The sequence below is a fragment of the Sphingomonas guangdongensis genome (genome assembly GCF_900199185.1).
Classification (GTDB): Bacteria; Pseudomonadota; Alphaproteobacteria; order Sphingomonadales; family Sphingomonadaceae; genus Sphingomonas; species Sphingomonas guangdongensis.
Window position 1 is genome coordinate 75414 of the sequence record NZ_OBMI01000004.1, and the last position, 17386, is coordinate 92799.

16 protein-coding genes and 2 tRNA genes are annotated in these 17386 nt (G+C 69.4%); 11 read left to right on the plus strand and 7 right to left on the minus strand.

Features of this window, described 5'->3' with window-relative positions:
* Positions 1-353 precede the first annotated feature (353 nt).
* Together parE and CRO12_RS17165 are read right to left on the minus strand one after the other, a co-directional pair.
* Positions 354-2336 carry a DNA topoisomerase IV subunit B gene (parE, locus tag CRO12_RS17160; protein ID WP_097065229.1) on the minus strand — a complete coding sequence of 661 codons (1983 nt, stop codon included), beginning with the start codon at positions 2334-2336 and terminating at the stop codon, positions 354-356.
* Between the two features lie 82 nt (positions 2337-2418).
* Positions 2419-3042 carry a DNA-3-methyladenine glycosylase family protein gene (locus CRO12_RS17165; protein ID WP_097065230.1) on the minus strand — a complete coding sequence of 208 codons (624 nt, stop codon included), beginning with the start codon at positions 3040-3042 and terminating at the stop codon, positions 2419-2421.
* Positions 3043-3110: 68 nt separating this feature from the next.
* Here CRO12_RS17165 and CRO12_RS17170 point away from each other — a divergent pair, with 68 nt between their 5' ends.
* Both CRO12_RS17170 and CRO12_RS17175 read left to right on the plus strand, forming a co-directional pair.
* The gene (locus CRO12_RS17170) at positions 3111-3428 is read left to right on the plus strand and encodes a 2Fe-2S iron-sulfur cluster-binding protein (RefSeq protein ID WP_097065231.1); all 318 of its coding nucleotides are present in this window, start codon (positions 3111-3113) and stop codon (positions 3426-3428) included.
* Between the two features lie 154 nt (positions 3429-3582).
* Positions 3583-4140, plus strand: coding sequence for a fasciclin domain-containing protein (locus CRO12_RS17175; RefSeq protein ID WP_097065232.1), 558 nt, complete (start codon positions 3583-3585; stop codon positions 4138-4140).
* Positions 4141-4363: 223 nt separating this feature from the next.
* On the opposite strand, the gene CRO12_RS17805 is transcribed toward CRO12_RS17175, so the two are convergent.
* From CRO12_RS17805 to CRO12_RS17190, 3 genes are read right to left on the minus strand one after another with little or no spacing between them, the layout of a single operon-like run.
* A complete protein-coding gene (locus CRO12_RS17805; RefSeq protein ID WP_144033631.1) occupies positions 4364-4558 on the minus strand; it encodes a hypothetical protein in 195 nt (64 codons plus the stop codon).
* A gap of 19 nt (positions 4559-4577) precedes the next feature.
* Entirely contained in the window at positions 4578-5330 is a 753-nt protein-coding gene (rlmB, locus tag CRO12_RS17185; protein ID WP_097065234.1) for a 23S rRNA (guanosine(2251)-2'-O)-methyltransferase RlmB, read from the minus strand.
* On the minus strand, positions 5327-6937 hold the full coding sequence (locus CRO12_RS17190; protein WP_097065235.1) for a M20/M25/M40 family metallo-hydrolase: 1611 nt from the start codon (positions 6935-6937) through the stop codon (positions 5327-5329). The genes rlmB and CRO12_RS17190 overlap by 4 nt, the downstream gene beginning before the upstream one ends.
* A gap of 154 nt (positions 6938-7091) precedes the next feature.
* Here CRO12_RS17190 and CRO12_RS17195 point away from each other — a divergent pair.
* From CRO12_RS17195 to CRO12_RS17230, 8 genes are all read left to right on the plus strand, one after another.
* A tRNA-Tyr gene (locus CRO12_RS17195) sits at positions 7092-7178 on the plus strand.
* Positions 7179-7206: 28 nt separating this feature from the next.
* A tRNA-Gly gene (locus CRO12_RS17200) sits at positions 7207-7280 on the plus strand.
* Between the two features lie 252 nt (positions 7281-7532).
* Positions 7533-8774, plus strand: a complete 1242-nt coding sequence (gene hisS, locus CRO12_RS17205; RefSeq protein ID WP_097065236.1) for a histidine--tRNA ligase — start codon at positions 7533-7535, stop codon at positions 8772-8774.
* Between the two features lies 1 nt (position 8775).
* A complete protein-coding gene (gene prfA, locus CRO12_RS17210) occupies positions 8776-9846 on the plus strand; it encodes a peptide chain release factor 1 (RefSeq protein WP_097065237.1) in 1071 nt (356 codons plus the stop codon).
* Entirely contained in the window at positions 9843-10658 is an 816-nt protein-coding gene (gene prmC, locus CRO12_RS17215; RefSeq protein WP_097065238.1) for a peptide chain release factor N(5)-glutamine methyltransferase, read from the plus strand. The genes prfA and prmC overlap by 4 nt, the downstream gene beginning before the upstream one ends.
* A 260-nt stretch (positions 10659-10918) precedes the next feature.
* Positions 10919-11746: a DUF4167 domain-containing protein gene (locus tag CRO12_RS17220; RefSeq protein WP_425443040.1), complete on the plus strand. Its 828-nt coding sequence runs from the start codon at positions 10919-10921 to the stop codon at positions 11744-11746.
* Positions 11747-11926: 180 nt separating this feature from the next.
* Positions 11927-12298, plus strand: coding sequence for a winged helix-turn-helix domain-containing protein (locus tag CRO12_RS17225; RefSeq protein WP_097065240.1), 372 nt, complete (start codon positions 11927-11929; stop codon positions 12296-12298).
* A 70-nt stretch (positions 12299-12368) separates the two neighbouring features.
* Complete coding sequence (locus tag CRO12_RS17230) at positions 12369-14759, plus strand: TonB-dependent receptor (protein WP_097065241.1); 2391 nt, start codon at positions 12369-12371, stop codon at positions 14757-14759.
* A 9-nt stretch (positions 14760-14768) separates the two neighbouring features.
* Here CRO12_RS17230 and CRO12_RS17235 read toward each other — a convergent pair whose 3' ends face one another.
* A complete protein-coding gene (locus CRO12_RS17235) occupies positions 14769-15089 on the minus strand; it encodes a hypothetical protein (protein ID WP_097065242.1) in 321 nt (106 codons plus the stop codon).
* A 60-nt stretch (positions 15090-15149) separates the two neighbouring features.
* Between CRO12_RS17235 and CRO12_RS17240 the strand changes: the two genes are divergently transcribed.
* Positions 15150-15578, plus strand: a complete 429-nt coding sequence (locus tag CRO12_RS17240; protein WP_097065243.1) for a CBS domain-containing protein — start codon at positions 15150-15152, stop codon at positions 15576-15578.
* 13 nt (positions 15579-15591) lie between these two features.
* Here the strand turns inward: CRO12_RS17240 and CRO12_RS17245 are convergent, their stop codons facing one another.
* Entirely contained in the window at positions 15592-17064 is a 1473-nt protein-coding gene (locus CRO12_RS17245; RefSeq protein ID WP_245858597.1) for a lipopolysaccharide biosynthesis protein, read from the minus strand.
* Positions 17065-17386 lie beyond the last annotated feature (322 nt).

Genomic DNA, 17386 nt, shown 5'->3' on the forward strand with positions numbered 1-17386 from the left:
CCCCTTCGTGAAGGCGAGCGAGACTTCATCAAGGAGGCGGTTCGGCGCTTCTATGGACAAGACGCCGTCGTTCGCAACTTTGGTCCTGACCCGAACCGGCTGGAGCTTCACGTCGAGACTGACGCTGATGACGATATGAGAAAGTATGACTGCCTCGGGGTGCTGCTAACCCGCATTGATCGACAGCAGGTTAGCTTAGAAGTCACGAAGCGTAGCGCTAAGGCGCGAGGGAGTGCGAAGCTGGCCTATCGCCAAGGCGTGGTTCTTTAACGTCCGCTTTCCACCATTAGCGGACATCGGCCAAGCTTCAGTCGGCACCGTAGCCGCGTCATCAGTTCCTGGTCGACCCGCCATCACGCGTCGATCGCGTCTTCCTCCAAGCGCGCCGCGTTCTCTTGGATGAAGGCGAAGCGGTGGGCGGGGTTGGTGCCCATCAGCCGATCGACCAGGTCCTTCACGCCCGCGCGCTCCTCATACTCCTGGGGCAGGGTGATGCGGATCATGCTGCGGGTCGCCGGGTCCATGGTGGTCTCGCGGAGCTGCTGCGGGTTCATCTCGCCCAGGCCCTTGAAGCGGCTGACCTCAACCTTCTTGCCCTTGAAGGCGGTGCGCTCGATCTCCGCGCGGTGCGCATCGTCGCGGGCGTAGAGCGACTTGGCGCCGACCGTCAGGCGGTAGAGCGGCGGCTGTGCCAGGTAGAGGTGCCCGCGCCGGACAAGATCGGGCATTTCCTGAAAGAAGAAGGTCATCAGCAGCGTCGCGATGTGGGCACCGTCGACGTCGGCGTCGGTCATGATGACGATGCGTTCGTAGCGCAGGTTGGTGACGTCGTTGTCCTTGCGCGTGCCGCAGCCGAGCGCCTGGATCAGGTCGGCGATCTCCTGGTTCGCCAGGATCTTGGCGCTGGTGGCGGAAGCGACGTTCAGGATCTTGCCGCGGATCGGCAGGATCGCCTGGGTCTTGCGGTCACGTGCCTGCTTGGCCGAGCCGCCCGCCGAGTCACCCTCGACGATGAACAGCTCGGTCCCCTCCGGCGCGTCGGCGGCGCAGTCGGTCAGCTTGCCGGGCAGGCGCAGCTTGCGGCCCGACGTCGCGGTCTTGCGCTTGACCTCGCGCTCCTGCTTGCGGCGGAGGCGATCGTCCATCCGCTCGAGCACGTAGCCGAGCAGCGCCTTGCCGCGCTCCATGTTGTCGGAGAGGAAGTGGTCGAAGTGATCGCGCATCGCGCGCTCGACCAAGCCCGTCGCTTCCGGCGAGGTCAGGCGATCCTTGGTTTGGCTCTGGAACTGCGGGTCGCGGATGAAGACGGACAGCATCAGCTCGCTGCCGACCATCACGTCGTCTGCGGTGATGTCCTTCGCCTTCTTCTGCCCGACCAGGTCGCCGAACGCGCGGATGCCGCGGACCAGCGCCTGGCGCAGTCCCTGCTCGTGCGTGCCGCCGTCCGGCGTCGGAATGGTGTTGCAGTACCAGCTGTAGCTGCCGTCCGACCACAAGGGCCAGGCGACCGCCCATTCGACGCGGCCGGCACCGTCGGGGAAGTCCTGCGTGCCCGAGAAGAACTCCGCGGTCGCCGCCTCGCGTCCGCCGATCTGCTCGCGCAGGTGATCGGCGAGGCCGCCGGGGAACTGGAAGACGGCCTCGGCCGGCGTCTCATCGGTGATGATCTCGGGCGAACACTTCCACCGGATTTCGACGCCGGCGAACAGATAGGCCTTGGAGCGCGCGAGCTTGTAGAGGCGGGCGGGCTTGAAGTGCATCTCGGGCCCGAAGATCTCGTCGTCGGGCACGAAGGTGACGGACGTGCCGCGCCGGTTGGGTGCGCCGCCCAGCGCCTCCAGCGGCCCCAGCGTCTGCCCGCGTGAGAAGCGCTGGCGGTAGAGCGTCTTGTTGCGCGCGACCTCCACCACCGTGTCCTTGCTGAGCGCATTGACGACGCTGACGCCGACGCCGTGGAGGCCGCCGGAGGTGGCGTAGGCCTTGCCGGAGAACTTGCCGCCCGAGTGGAGGGTGGAGAGGATCACCTCCAGCGCCGACTTGTCGGGAAATTTCGGGTGCGGGTCGACCGGCATGCCGCGGCCGTTGTCGGTGATCGTGATGCGGTTGCCCGGCTCCAGCACGATCTCGATCCGGGTGGCGTGGCCGGCCACCGCCTCGTCCATCGAGTTGTCGAGCACTTCGGCCGCCAAGTGATGAAGCGCGCGCTCGTCGGTGCCGCCGATGTACATGCCCGGCCGCCGCCGGACCGGCTCCAGCCCCTCCAGCACCTCGATGGACGAGGCGTTGTAGTCGTTGCCGGCGGCGGCGGACGGCGAAGCGAAGAGATCGGAGGCCATGAGCGGAACGTATAGGGGGCGGCCGCTTGAGTGCAAATGTCGCCACGCCGTCAGACGAAGGCGCTGATGCGCCTCTGCCCGCTCAGATCACCGCCATGTCGACCTTGTAGTGGTGCCAAGTCATGATCGCGGCCGCGCCGCGGTAGGGGCGCCAGGGTTCGGCGATTTCGCGGGTGAGTTTCTCCGATGGGCGCTCGGCGTGGCCGAGGATGCGGCCGACCTCGATCTGGACGGCCAGGTCGCCGGCCGGCCAGATGTCCGGCCGTCCCTCGGCGAACAGCAGGTAGATTTCCGCCGACCAGCGACCGATCCCCTTCACCCGTGTCAGCGCAGCGATCGCCTCCTCGTCGTCGGCCGGCAGGTTGGCGAGGTCGAGGCGACCGCTCACCACCTCCTCGGCCAGGCTGCGGGCGTAGCCGGTCTTCTGCCGCGAGAACCCCGCTGCGCGGAACGCCTCGTCGGGGTGACCGGCGATCGTGCGCGGATCGGTCAGGTCGCCGAGCGCCGCCGACAGCTTGGTCCACACCGACTGCGCCGCGGCGACCGACACCTGCTGGCCAATGATGGTGCGCAGCAGAGTCGCGTAGCCCCGCTCGCTGATCCGCGGCGCGGGGTAGCCGGCGCGGGCGAGCGCGGCGGCGAATGCCGGCTCGCGCGCGGCGAGCGCATCGATATCGGTCTTCAACTGTTCGGCGGAGAGGCCCATCGGCGTGTCCTTGCCTTGTCATCGGAGAGGCGGCAAGGCGCGCTGCTCATCGAAGGAGAGTTGCTGCCATGCCGACGCTGATCGTCACCACGCGCGAGGGGGAAGAGCGCGCCGTCACGGGCGAAGCGGGGCTGTCGGTGATGGAAGTCATTCGGGACAACGGTTTCGACGAGCTCCTGGCGCTGTGCGGCGGCTGCTGCAGCTGCGCGACCTGCCACGTCCATGTCGATCCGGAATTTGCCGCCAAACTGCCTCCGATGAGCGAGGACGAGGACGACCTGCTCGACAGCGCGAGCGACCGGGACGCGACGTCCCGGCTGTCGTGCCAGTTGCAGTTCACGAGTGCGCTTGACGGGATGCGGGTGCGGATCGCCGCGGAGGACTGAGCGTTCGGGCGCGGTCGAATTGATCGCGACCGTACCCAAAGGTGCATCGCAGAAGTTGACGTACGTTAGTGGACGTTCGTGGCGCATCCCGGCGTGGGGATCGCGCGTAGTGAGCGCGCCCGGTCGTCCGGGTTAGCCATTCAGAGGATTGTCCATGACCAAGCTTTCGTTCGGTGCCGCGCTGGCTGCGGCGGCCCTGCTCACGGCGGCCCCGGCCGTTGCCCAGTCCAACCCGCGGGTCGGCGGCGCGGCGATGTACGCGAACAAGACCATCGTCGAGAATGCGGTGAACTCGAAGGACCACACGACCCTGGTCGCCGCGGTGAAGGCGGCGGGGCTGGTCGAGACGCTGTCCGGCCCGGGTCCGTTCACGGTCTTCGCCCCCACCAACGCCGCCTTCGCCAAGCTGCCGGCCGGCACGGTGGACACGCTGGTCAAGCCGGAGAACAAGCAGGCGCTGACCGGCATCCTGACCTATCACGTGGTCGCCGGTGCGATGAGCGCGCGCCAGATCACCGACGCGATCAAGGCGGGCGGCGGCACGGCCACGCTGACGACCGTGCAGGGCGAGCCGCTGACCGCGCGACTGAGCGGCAAGAGCGTGATCCTGACCGACGCGAAGGGCGGCACCTCGCGGGTGACGATCGCCGACGTGCGTCAGTCGAACGGCGTGATCCACGTCGTCGATACGGTGCTGATGCCGGCAGCCTGAGTGCGGATGGGGGAGGGGCGCACCAGCGTCCCTCCCTTCCGCGACGGTCCGGCGCTGCGTCTCGCCTCAGTAGCTACCAGCTTCAGCTGCCGCTGATCGGTCGCGTTGATCGTCAGCGGATGTAGCCGCCCCGACGGCACATGCCCGTCAACTGGAGCACCTTCGGATGGTTGCGTCCGTGCTGTGCCGCGAAGCGCGGAACGTCGGCGCAGATCCGTCGCTGTCAGTCGCGGTCAGCGGCGGTCAAGCTAGTACCGCGCTGACGCTCGCGAGCCTGTTGCAGCCGGCGCCGACTGAGACTGTCCTCAAGCTGGCGCTGCGCACCCTGAGCGATCGCGTCGCTGTAGGGTGAGGGAATGTCCTGAGCCGTGGTGGCAGAGGCAAGGACAACGGCCATGGCGAGAAGAGAAGTGATCATTGCTCTACTCCGTCAAGGTTCAGGTCCGTCCAACCGCCACCGCGTACAGCGCGATCGCGGCGGCATTCGACACGTTGAGGCTCTCGACCTTGGGGCTGATCGGCAGCTTGGCCAATTGGTCGCAGTGCGCTTCCGTATTCGCGCGCATGCCTTCACCCTCGGCGCCGAGCACCAGCGCGACCTTGGGACTGCCGAGCGCCTGGGCGAGGGTGACGTCGGCATGACCGGTGAGCCCGATCCGCCAGTAGCCGGCCTCCGCCATCTCCTCCAGCGCGCGGGCGAGATTGACGACGCGCACCCACGGCACCGTCTCCAGCGTGCCGGACGCCGCGCGGGCGAGCGCACCCGATTCGGGCGGTGCATGGCGGTCCTGGGTGACGATCCCGAGCGCATCGAACGCGGCGGCCGAGCGCAGCACCGCGCCGACGTTGTGCGGATCGGTCACCTGGTCGAGCACCACGAGCGGGCGGGTGTCGTCGCGGCCCTGCATCAGCAGGTCGCCGAGCCACTGATCCTCCAGCGGATCGACCTCCGCGACCAGCCCCTGGTGCGGCGCGTCCCCCGGCACCAGCCGGGCGAGATCGGCGACGTCGGCGATCGTGACCGGAATGGTGGAGGGCAGCGGCCCGAGCGCGCCGAGCGCCTCCCGCGTACCCCACACGCGCCGCACGGTGCGCTCCGGATTGGCGAGTGCGGCGGTCACCGGGTGTCGCCCCCAGAAGCGGGGGCGCGACGCGGGCGCCTGGCTCGGACGATGGCCGCGGCGGCTCACCGATCCTCGTCCGGATCGGGGTAGGCGAACGGATCGGTGACCTTGGGCTGCTGCGGCACCGCACGCGGCAGCGGCTGATCGGCGTTCGCCGCCTGGAGCAGCATGCCCGCGAGCACGATCGCGCCCTGGCGCATGTCGTCGGCCTTCAGGTGATCAAAGGTGTCGGCGGACGAGTGATGGACGCGGCTCTCATAGTCGAGCGGGTCCTGGATGAACTGGAACCCGGGGACGCCGACCTGCTGCATGAAGACGTGGTCGGTGCCGCCGGTGCGGCTGATCACCACGTCACGCGCGCCCATGGAGGCGAACGGCGACAGCCACTCGCGCAGCGTCGAGACGACCGCCGGATTGTTCTCCGCATAGACGCCGCGCAGCTTGCCCGAGCCGTTGTCGATGTTGAAATAGGCGGCGAGCTCGCCGTAGCCGGGCTGCGGCGTGATCGGCCAGCGGTTCGACCAGCCCATGAAGCGGGCGAGCCCGGTCTGGCTGTTCGGTCCCGTGCCGCGGGTCGCCAGGTGGCGCTCGACATAGGCGAGGCTGCCGAGCAGGCCCTGTTCCTCGCCGTTCCAGAGCGCGAAGCGGATCGTACGCTTGGGCCTGACGCCGAGTTTCGCCAGGATGCGCGCGGCCTCCATGACCATTACGCTGCCCGCGCCGTTGTCGGCCGCGCCATCGCCCGCCACCCAGCTGTCGAGGTGGGCGCCGGCCATGACGTAGCCGGCCTTCGGGTCGGTGCCGCGGATGTCGGCCAGGATGTTGTAGGCGTTGACGTCGCTGTCGTCGAAGCGGACGTCGCTGGTGATCTCCAGCGTCGGCGCCGGGCCCACCTTGGCGATGCGGGCCAGGCGGCGGTAATCCTCCGCCGCCAGCTGGATGCCCGGCAGCGCGGGCGTGTCGCCGCGCGCGAACAGATAGCCCTCGCCGTGGACCAGCTTGGCGTCGCGGTAGCTCTGCGTCGCATAGGCGACCGCGCCCTCCGCCTTCAGGAAGGCATCGAGCTTCTTGGCGAAATCGAGCCGCTTGACCCGGCGGTCGGCGGCCTCTGGGTCGTAGCGCGGCTGGCGGAAGCTATCGAGCTTGCCGATCTGCTCGGCGGTCAGGCGCTGGAAGGCCGCCTCGTCCGGCTCGGAGCCCGCGGTCGGGAGCGAGATCATCACGATCTTGCCGGCCAGCTTGCCGCGCCAAGCGTCGAAGTGCCGCTCGGCACTGATCGGGGCGACGATGACGGGGGCGGTCAGCGTTCCGTTGGTGGGCGGGGTCCAGGCGATCGGGATCGCGGTCAGCTGAACGGAGCGTGGCGTGACCATGCGGACGCTGGAGCGCTCGATCGTCCAGCCGCGGCCGAACTCGAACCCCTCCTTGCGCACGTTTGTCAGGCCCCAGTCGCGGAAGCGCTGCTGCGTCCACTCCTCGGCGCGGCGCATCCCCGGCGAGTTGGTGAGCCGCGGTCCGATCATGTCCATCATGTACTGCGCGGTGACCATCGCCTCCGACTGGTTGGTGCCCTCCTCGATGATGCGGTTGAGCTCGGTCTTGGCGACTTGGGCCGGTGCGGGCGCGGCGATGGCGAGCGCGGAGGCGGCGGCGAGGAGGTGGGTCAGGCGCATCAGTGTCCCCTTTGGTCAGCGCGGAAGCGTCACCTGCTATTGGCCGCGTCCGCCGGCCGCAACCCCGCGTTGACAGCGCCCGCCCGCTTCGACATAGGGCGCCCTCGCTTCGCAGGAGGCGACCGTTGCCGCATGTCCGGGAACGAGCACCTGGGGACAGGTGGCCGAGTGGTTAAAGGCAGCAGACTGTAAATCTGCCCGGGTTTCCCGTACGCTGGTTCGAATCCAGCCCTGTCCACCATCTGCTGGGTCGTGTAAGGCGGACGAGCGCGGGTGTAGCTCAATGGTAGAGCAGAAGCCTTCCAAGCTTACGACGAGGGTTCGATTCCCTTCACCCGCTCCAGCCGCCGCAGCGGCTTAGCAGAGCTAAGACGCGCTGCAGCGGCGGCCCGGCCGGCGGCGCTCAAGCGCCGACCGACGACGCGGCTCTGCCGCGGCGTGGCCGTTTGAGGCACGTCCTACGACGGGCTCAGGACTACCAGAGTCGCGATCGACGCTGTCCATAAGGCAACACCCAAATGTCCCGTCCCGTACCATGCCCGGCCATACGGCGCCGCTGGACGCCCCCACACCCCTGTCATAAAGGCCCGCGCTTATGGCGCGCATCCAGACCCCTCAGCGCATCCGTGGCACCCAAGATATCTTCGGCGACGAGGAGCGTCGCTTCGCGCGCGTGCTGGACACTTTCGACCGGGTCCGGCGGCTCTACGCGTTCCGCCGCGTCGATGTGCCGGTGTTCGAGGACACGCAGGTCTTCGCGCGCTCGATCGGCGAGACCACCGATGTCGTGTCGAAGGAAATGTACACCTTTCCGGACCGGGGCGGCGATTCGCTGACGCTGCGCCCGGAGTTCACCGCCGGGATCGCCCGCGCGTTTATCAGCAACGGTTGGCAGCAGTACGCACCGCTGAAGCTCGCGACCAGCGGCGCGGTGTTCCGCTACGAGCGGCCGCAGAAGGGGCGGTTCCGCCAGTTCCACCAGATCGACGCGGAGGTGATCGGCGCCGCCGAGCCGCAGGCGGACGTCGAGCTGCTCGCGCTCGCCGATCAGCTGCTGCGCGAGCTGGGGATCGCGGACGGCGTGACGCTGCAGCTCAACACGCTGGGGGACGCGGCAACGCGCGACGCCTGGCGCGCGGCGCTGGTGGCGCACTTCGAGGGCGCACGCGACGCGCTGTCGGAGGACAGCGTGATGCGGCTCGACAAGAACCCGCTGCGTATCCTCGACAGCAAGGATCCGCGCGACCGCCCGATCGCCGACGCGGCGCCGGGAATCGACGCGTTCCTGACCAGTGAGGCGGGCGGCTTCTTCGAGAGCGTGACCCGCGGGCTTGACGCGGCGGGGGTCGCATGGACGCGCAACGACCGGCTGGTGCGCGGGCTCGACTATTATCGCCACACCGCCTTCGAGTTCGTGACCGATCGGCTGGGGGCGCAGGGCACGGTGCTGGGCGGCGGCCGCTACGACGGGCTGATCGAGACGCTGGGCGGCGCGCCGACGCCGGGGGTCGGCTGGGCGGCGGGCGTCGAGCGGCTGGCGATGCTGCTCGACGAGCCGGCGGCGGAGCAGATCGACGTTGTGGTCGCGGTGGAGGACGATGCGGCGATGGCGCTCGCCTACCGCGCGCTCTCACTGCTCCGAGGGCGCGGACTGTCGGCGGATATGGTCGCGAGTGGGTCGCCCAAGAAGCGCTACGATAAGGCGGCTAAGCTTGGCGGCAAGGTGCTGGTCGGGCTGCGGCTGGAGGATGGCGCGATCAAGGCGAGCACGCGCGCGGCCGACGGTGTGGCGGAGCTTGATGCCGTGAGGGACGCGCTGTCGGAGTTGGTCAGCTAGAATGCCGATCTCCGCCGAACGGATCGCGCAGATCGAGGCGCGGCGCGACGAGTTGTCGGCGCTGATGGCGACGGGCGACCTGCCCGGCGATCGCTTCGTCGCGGTATCGAAGGAGTATGCGGAGATCGGGCCGGTCGCCGATGCCGCGGCCGACGTGCGGCGGTTGCGCGCGGAAGCGCACTCGCTGGCCGCCATGACCAAGGACGGTGACGAGGAACTGCGCGCGATGGCAGCGGAGGAGCTGCACGCGAACGCCGATGCGCTGGGCGAGGCGGAGCGCAGGCTGTCGCTCGCGCTGCTCCCGCGCGATGCGGCTGACGTGCGTTCCGCCATGCTGGAAATCCGCGCGGGCACGGGCGGTGACGAGGCGGCGCTGTTCGCGGGCGACCTGCTGCGCATGTACCAGCGCTTCGCCGACCGTCACGGCTGGCGGGTCGAGCTGATCTCCGCCTCCGACAGCGACGCCGGCGGCTACAAGGAAGTGGTCGCCTCGGTGACCGGCACGGGGGTGTTCGCGAAGCTGAAGTTCGAGAGCGGAGTCCACCGCGTCCAGCGCGTGCCGGTGACGGAGAGCGGCGGGCGCATCCACACTTCCGCCGCGACGGTCGCGGTGCTGCCGGAGGCGGAGGAGGTCGACGTCCAGATCGACGACAAGGACCTGCGCGTCGACATCTACCGGTCGAGCGGGGCGGGCGGGCAGCACGTCAACACGACCGACAGCGCGATCCGGATCACCCACATTCCCACCGGGATCGTCGTGATCCAGCAGGACGAGCGCAGCCAGCACAAGAATCGCGCCAAGGCGATGAAGGTGCTCCGCACCCGGCTGTACGAGGCGGAGCGCGAGCGGCTGGCGAGCGAGCGCGCCGGCGCGCGCAAGTCGATGGTGGGATCGGGCGACCGGTCCGAGCGCATCCGCACCTACAATTTCCCGCAGGGTCGCGTAACCGACCACCGCATCAACCTGACCCTCCACCGCCTTCCCGAGATCCTGGAGGGCGACATGGACGAGCTGGTCGGCGCGCTGATCGCGGAGGACGAGGCGGAGCGGCTGGCGACGCTCGACACGTGAGCGTCCGGGCCGCGCTGACGCAGGCGACTGGGGGCCTCGCCGATGTGTCGCCGACGCCGCGGCTCGATGCCGAGCTGCTGATGGCGCATGCGCTGGGCTGCACCCGCGAGGCGATGATCCTGGAACGGCTTGGGGACGCGGCGCCGGACGGGTTCGAAGATTTGGTCGAGCGCCGGCTGCTACACGAGCCCATCGCTTACATCACCGGCGCTCGCGACTTCTGGACGATCACGCTCCAGGTCGCGCCGGGCGTGCTGATCCCGCGTGCCGACAGCGAGACGCTGATCGAGGCGGCCGTCGCGCACTTCCGCGGCACGGCCGGCCCGCGATCGGTGCTCGACCTGGGCGTCGGCTCCGGCGCGCTACTGCTCGCGGCGCTGGCCGAGTGGCCGCAGGCGACGGGCGTCGGGGTCGATCGGTCGCCCGACGCGCTGCGGATCGCGCGGGGCAATGCCGAGCGGCTCGGCATGGCAGGTCGGGCGACGATCCGCGAGGGCGGGTGGGACGGGTGGGGCGGTCCGCACAACCTGATCCTCTGCAATCCGCCCTATATCGGGCTGGGCGAGCCGCTGCCGAGCGAGGTCGCGGCGTGGGAGCCGTCGAGCGCGCTGTTCGCCGGCGCTGACGGACTGGACGACTACCGCGCGCTCGCGCCGCTGCTGCGGCCGCAACTCGCGCGCGGCGGGGTCGCCTGTATCGAGGTCGGTGCAACGCAGGCCGATGCGGTGCAGGCGCTGCTGATCGCGGAGGGGTTCACGACGGCCAGTCGCCCCGATCTTGCCGGGCACGCCCGCTGCATCGTCGCGACTTGAAGCGTCACGGCCGCGCCACAATATATCGCTTGGCGATCGGTGCCGCACCGGCTAAGACCCCCGTGGGGCTGGCACCGTCTTTCAAGCTGATGAAAAGACTGGCGCACGCCCAATCAAGCTAGCGAGCCGCTGACGTCCGGCGGCCATGGCGGGGCGATCCGCAGCGGGGATGCGGCGCGTCCGGGGGCAATGTCGTGCATCCGTGAGCCGCACGCGGCTCGGGTCGGGTGCCCTAGCGTAGGACAGGACCAAGGATTTTGATGAACAATCGTCAGGCCGGCCGCCGTCGCGGCCGTGGCGGACAGCGTCAGGGGGGTAACCCCGGCCGTCCCGAGAACGGCAATCGCATCGACAATCGCGCCCGCGGCAACGCCGCCCAGCTGCTCGAGAAGTACAAGAACCTGGCGCGCGACGCCCAGATGAGTGGCGACCGCGTCAATACCGAATACTACCTCCAGTTCGCCGACCATTATTTCCGCGTGCTGAGCGAGAGCCGCTCGCGCATGGAGGAGAACCAGGCCCGGCGCGGCCGCGACGAGCAGGACGAGGACGACGCCGACGACTTCGGCTTCGAGGGCGAGATCGGTTCGCCCGCCAACTTCGGCAACCCGCCGCCGCTGCGCCGCGATCAGGTCGCGGCGAGCGAGGTAGAGGGCGCGGACGACGACGCCGAGCAGCCGCGCGCCGAGGCCGCCGAGCGTCATGATGGGCGCCGCCGCGACCGCGGCTATGGCGACGACCAGCAGCGCGGCGACGGCAACCGGGGCGACGGTAACCGCGGCGAGGGCAACCGCCGTGACGGCCGCCGCCGCGACGCGGGCCAGCCCCGCGCCGAGGAGTCGGTGCGCGAGGAGCGCGACAGCCGCCCGGTCCCGGCCAACGACGAGGCGCAGGCCGAGCCGCGCCGCCGCGGTCGCCCGCGGCGCGAGGCGCCGGTCGAGGCGGACGGCGGGCTGGACGTTTCAATCCTGCCGCCCTCCATCGGAAGCGAGCCGGCGCCGGCCGCAGAGGCGGGCGAGGAGCGTCCGCGCCGCGGCCGCCCGCGCCGGGTCCGCACGGAAGACGAGGCGATCCCGCCCGCAGCGTGAGCGATCCGCGTTGATGACGGAAAACAGGCCAGCCCGCCTTCAGGCGGCGCTGGCCTTTTTCGTGCGCGCGGTAGCGTGATAGGACCGCGCTGAAGGAGACGCGCGCGGTGACGGTAAGCGGTGCAGTGGATAAGGCGGATGCGCCGGCGCGGGCGCCTGCGCTCCTGATCGGCAAGTGACGTGTTGCTCGGCGCGCTCAAGCTGAAGCTGCAGCTGGTCTGCGGCGATGGCTATGCGCTCGGGCCGGGCAAGGCCGACCTGCTCGACGCGATCGCGCGGGAAGGTTCGATCTCCGGCGCGGGCCGGGCGCTCGGGATGAGCTATCGCCGTGCGTGGGTGCTGGTCGATGAGATGAACCGCTGCTTCACCGAGCGGCTGGTCGACACTGCGCCGGGCGGCGGCAAGGGCGGTGGTGCCCGATTGACCGAGCGTGGGCGCGCGATGCTCGCCGCTTATCGCGACCTGGAAGGGGCTGCCGCGCAGCTCGCCGAGCACCCGTCGTACGCAACGCTGATGACCGCCTTGCGCGAGGAACCGTCTACGACCGCTTGACTGTATCCCGTCCAATATTGTGCTCATTCGAATATAGTGCTTGGTCGCTCCCGAGAAGGGGAGCACCACCATGCAGAAGTTCATGTCTGCCGCTGCCGCTGCGGGCGCCTTGCTACCGCTGCCGAGTAGCGCGCAAACTGATGGTCAGGCGCCCACCGCCGCCCGGGATCGACTGCCGGAGGTGATCGTCACCGCTCGCCGCCGCGCCGAGTACGCGCGGGCGGTGCCCGCCGCACTGTCGGTGGTGAGCGGTGACCTGCTCGACCAGAGCTACACGGTGAACACGCAGGCGCTCACCACGCTGATCCCCAGCCTCAACTACTCGTCCGCCAACCCGCGCAACACCGCACTGACGATCCGCGGGCTCGGCTCCAGCGTGGTCGCGGTCAGCCAGTCGAACGATGGGCTGGAGCCGGGCGTCGGCTTCTACGTCGACCAGGTCTATCACGCCCGCCCCGCGACCGCGGCGTTCGACTTCGCCGACATCGCGCAGGTCGAGGAGCTGCGCGGGCCCCAGGGCACGCTGTTCGGCAAGAACACCACCGCCGGCGCGCTCAACATCACGTCGCGCGCGCCGACCTTCACGAACGAGAGGTTCGCCGAGCTATCGTACGGCGACTTCGACTTCGTCCAGGCGCGCGCCTGGGTCTCTGGTCCGATCACCGACACGATCGCTTTTCGCCTGTCCGGCGTGGCGACGCGGCGCGACGGCGTGCTGGAGAACGTCCGCACCGGGCGCGACGCCAACCTCCTCGGCACCCAGGCGGTACGCGGGCAGCTGCTCTTCAAGCCCGTCGACACGTTCCAGATGCGCCTGATTGGCGACTTCACCAACTTCCAGGCCTTTTGCTGCACGCAAGGGTTCGTGCGGGTCGGCACCAGCCAGCGCGCCGCGGCGCGACAGTTCGGCGGACCGGCCGGGCTGGCGGCGCAGTTCCGCTATGCGCCGCCTTCGATCGACATCTACGATCGCCGGATCGAGATCGACGGCCCGCTCGGCGTCGACACCAACGAGGGCGGGCTGTCCGCGATCACCGACTGGGACGTGGGATTCGGCACGATCACGTCGGTGACCGCGTGGCGCTTCTGGAATTGGGATGCGGAGAACGACCGCGACTATACCGGGCTGCCGATCCAGCTGTCGCAGCACATCCCGTCGCGCCAGGACCAGCACAGCCAGGAGCTGCGCCTGGCGTCCAACGGCGAGGACCGGCTGAGCTACGTTGTCGGCCTATACGGCTTTAGCCAGCGGATCACCGGCCGGCCGATCTCCATCTACGGCCCGGCTGCCGCCCGCTACCTGATCGGGACGGCGACCGGGACTGGCGCGGGCGCGACGGCGGTGCCGGCCAACCTCCTCGACGGTTACGGTCAGGACGGCCGCACCGACTTCCGGACGCTCAGCCTCGCCGCCTTCGGCGAGGTGAACTGGCGTATCGTCGACGCGATTACGCTGACCGGCGGGCTGCGCTACACGCACGAGGACAAGGACGGCTATTACGCGACCTACACGTACGGCGGCCCGGCGCTGACCGGTACCGCGGCGCAGCGGACGGCGTTGCTGAACGCCCAGCTCGGCGTGCTGCGTGGTCAGAGCTACGCGGCTGACGACAAGGACGGCAGCCTGTCCGGGCGCGGCAACGTCGCCTGGCAGGTGACGGACGCCGTGCTCGGCTACGCGAGCTACGCGCGCGGCTTCAAGTCCGGCGGGATCAACATGTCGGGGCTGCCGCTCGATGCGGCGAACCAGCCCGCGCTCAACGCCGCGGTGGTCCGCCCCGAACGCAACACGACCTACGAAGTGGGGCTGAAGACCCGATTGTTCGACGGCCGCGTCAGCGTCAACATCGACGGCTTCTACACGGAGGTGCGCGACTTTCAGGCGACGATCGTCGACACCGGCCCGACCCAGACCGCCGCGCTGCGCGGTTACCTCTCCAACATACCCGAAGTCACGGTGGAGGGGATCGAGGCGGACGTCGCCGCGTTGATCGTGCCCGGGCTGACGGCGCGGGCCAGCGTCGCCTACGCGGATGGCGAGTATAGCGACTATCCCGCGGGCCCTTGCCCGCTCGAGCTGCAGACCGCGGCGACCGCGGCCTGCGATCTTACCGGGCGCAGGCTTGCCTCCCTGCCGCGCATCGCGGTCACCGCCGGGCTCGACTATGAGCGCGCGGTGGGATCGGGAGCGGTCTTCGCTCACGTCGACACCGCCTCGCGCAGCGGCTTCAACGGCGATCCGGCGCTGTCGCGCTTCACCTACATCGACGGGTACAACCTCACGAACGCCAACATCGGCTACCGCTTCGCCAGCGGGATTGAGGTGGCGGGGTTTGCCCGCAACCTGTTCGACGCCGACTACCTCCAGAACGTCACGGTTCAGGCCGGCAACTCGGGGCTGATCCTCGGCACGCCGAGCGACCCGCGGGTGATCGGCGGCACGGTGCGCTTCCGCCGCTGACCGGGCGGGTCAGCGCGGCGGCGAGTCGTTCCGCCAGGCGGCGGCGTCCTCGCCGAGGTCGGCACGCTCCACCGCCTCGTCATGGCCGGTCCCCGACGAGAGAAACATGAGCCCCATCAACGCCGCCGCGAGCAGCACGGTGAAGAAGACGCCGAGTGCGGTCGCGATCAGGATGTGGATCGAGAAGGGGCCAACCCACCACCACAGGACCGTATCGGCCGCGCCCGCCGCGGCGAGTGCGACCAGGGCCATCCAGCCGAGCAGCCGACGGAAGCGGGCCCAGGCGAACGCCCGGTACTCCGGATTGTCGAGCGGATCGGGCGTCGGCACCCTTTGCCTTTGGCCCGCGTTGGTGGAACACTCAAGCCGCAGCAAAAGGGAGAGGGTGCGATGACGATCGCGGTAATCCTGCAGGCGAAGGGCGACTCCGTCGCCACCTTGCCGGCGAGCGCGCGCGTGCGTGACGCGGTAGCGCTGCTTGCCGAGCGGCGCATCGGCGCGGCGCCGGTGATCGACGGCGAACAGGTGGTCGGTGTCTTCTCCGAGCGCGACGTGATCGGCTGCCTGGCGCGAGAGGGCGCGGCGGCGCTCGACGCGCCGGTCACCTCGGCGATGAGCACGCCGGTGGTCACCGTGCGGCGCGACGAGCCGGCGATCGGTGCGCTGTCGCTGATGACCAGGCGTCGCATTCGCCACCTGCCGGTGGTGGAGGAGGGCGCGCTGGTCGGGATCGTCTCGATCGGCGACCTGGTGAAGCACCGGATCGAACGGATCGAGGCCGAGGCCGCGGCGATGCGCGACTATATCCAGCACGGCTGAGCGCCGCCATGCCTCAGCCGCGATGGCGGACCAGCGCGATCGCGCGCGCGGTGGTCTCCCGCGCGAAGCCGAAGAGTATCGCGGCATAGGTGGCGGCACCGACGGCGATCAGCACCGCGAGCGTCGGCAGGGCAGGCAGCTCGGGCAGGAGCGCGCTCACTGCGAGCACCACCGCCGCCATGGCACTCGCCGCACCGGCCGGGACGACGGCTGCGGCGAGGAGTTCGCGCGCGCTGACGCCGATCGCTGGCAGGGTGCGATGCGCGCAGATCAGCAGGAACAGCGGATAGGCGATGACCCAGGCGAGCGCGAGGCCGGTCAGCCCGCCTTGTGCTCCGGCCAGGAAGCCGGCGCCGAGGACGACCGCGCCGGTCGCGGCGTTGCGGGCGCTGATCCCCGGCCGACCACGCGCGTCGCACGCTGGAGCGAACAGCTGCTGAACTGTCATGAACGGCATCGCGAGTGCGAGCAGCGCAACCACCGGGCCGGTCGCCAGCCACTGCTCGCCGAGCACCACGGCGACCAGCGGCCGCGCCGTTACGGCCAGTCCCAGATAGAGCGGCATGGCGACCAGCAGAATCAGCTGCACGGAGGTGAGAAACGCGCGGGCCACCGCCTCCGGCGTGTCCTGCAGGCGGGCATAGGCGGAAAAGGCGACGTCGTTGAGCGCGGGCACGAATTTGGAAACGAAGATCTGCGCCAGGAACAGGCTGGTCGTGTAGATGCCGAGCGTGTGCGCGTCGAAGCTGCGCCCGGCGATGAACACGTCCGCCTGGCTCTGCAGGAACCAGAACAGCTGCGCGCTCGCCATCAGCCCGCCGTAGCGCGCCATGCTGCCCGCGCCGCGGAAGTCGAAGCTCGGCCACATCCAGGCGCGCGCCGCGCTCATCATCCCGATCGCGCGGGTGGTGAAGAGGACCAGCGGCGCGAGCACCAGCGTCCAGACGCCGAGGCCCGCAAGCGCCCCGGCCAGCGCGGCGATCGCGCCGGCGGTGGCGGACAGCAGGTTGACCGCCGCCTGCCGCCGGAAGTCCATCGCTCGGGCGAGCAGTGCATAGGGCAGCGCGATAAACGGCGTCGTCACGTACAGGAGCGATTGGACACGCAGCAGCGCGATCACTTCGTCGTGCCGGAAATAGGCGGCGGCGAGCGGTGCGGCGGCGTACTGCGCGGCGCCTAGCCCGAAGTTGAGGAGGATCAGCATGCCGAACAGCTGGCGCACCGCGCGCTCGTCGGCGTCGGCGCGCTGGATCAGCGCACTCGCTAGGCCGTAGCCGTTCAGCATGTTGAGCAGGACCAGGATGACCTGGGTCATCGCGAACAGGCCGTAGTCCGCCGGCGACAGGATGCGGATCACCGCGAAGGTCGATCCCCAGGCGATCATCTGACCCAGGATCTGCGTGCCCGATCGCCACAGGACGGCGCTGCGCACCTGAGCGCGCAGAGTCGTGGCAGGATTCGGCAAGTCGGCGGCGGAGTCGGTCACACGAGCGGGGTAGGCGACACGCCCTTACGATGCCGTAAACCCACGCATTTCTGCGGCTCAGACGTGCCGATGAAATAAAATTGCAAAAAGTGTTTGACGCCTCTCCAACCCGGGCATAGAAGCCACTCCACCGACGCGGTGAGCCACACGGTTCGCTTCGCCGGTCACCAAAAACCAGGCGCCGGTCGCCCTCCACAAAGAGGGTAGGACATGGCGTCGGTCTTTTGCGCTCTTTGACATTGTTGATTTGATGAAGGGACATGTGGGCGGCGGTTTGCCGGCACTGGGTGTTTTCGAGGCGCCTGGTTGTTGGTTAAATTTA

What these genes read in the sequence shown, in the direction of transcription:
- parE (WP_097065229.1), bottom strand. Translation starts at nt 2,336, where the DNA reads ATGGCCTCCGATCTCTTCGCTTCGCCGTCCGCCGCCGCCGGCAACGAC.
- CRO12_RS17165 (WP_097065230.1), bottom strand. Translation starts at nt 3,042, where the DNA reads ATGGGCCTCTCCGCCGAACAGTTGAAGACCGATATCGATGCGCTCGCC.
- CRO12_RS17170 (WP_097065231.1), top strand. Translation starts at nt 3,111, where the DNA reads ATGCCGACGCTGATCGTCACCACGCGCGAGGGGGAAGAGCGCGCCGTC.
- CRO12_RS17175 (WP_097065232.1), top strand. Translation starts at nt 3,583, where the DNA reads ATGACCAAGCTTTCGTTCGGTGCCGCGCTGGCTGCGGCGGCCCTGCTC.
- CRO12_RS17805 (WP_144033631.1), bottom strand. Translation starts at nt 4,558, where the DNA reads ATGATCACTTCTCTTCTCGCCATGGCCGTTGTCCTTGCCTCTGCCACC.
- CRO12_RS17190 (WP_097065235.1), bottom strand. Translation starts at nt 6,937, where the DNA reads ATGCGCCTGACCCACCTCCTCGCCGCCGCCTCCGCGCTCGCCATCGCC.
- hisS (WP_097065236.1), top strand. Translation starts at nt 7,533, where the DNA reads ATGGCGCGCATCCAGACCCCTCAGCGCATCCGTGGCACCCAAGATATC.
- prfA (WP_097065237.1), top strand. Translation starts at nt 8,776, where the DNA reads ATGCCGATCTCCGCCGAACGGATCGCGCAGATCGAGGCGCGGCGCGAC.
- CRO12_RS17220 (WP_425443040.1), top strand. Translation starts at nt 10,919, where the DNA reads ATGAACAATCGTCAGGCCGGCCGCCGTCGCGGCCGTGGCGGACAGCGT.
- CRO12_RS17230 (WP_097065241.1), top strand. Translation starts at nt 12,369, where the DNA reads ATGCAGAAGTTCATGTCTGCCGCTGCCGCTGCGGGCGCCTTGCTACCG.
- CRO12_RS17240 (WP_097065243.1), top strand. Translation starts at nt 15,150, where the DNA reads ATGACGATCGCGGTAATCCTGCAGGCGAAGGGCGACTCCGTCGCCACC.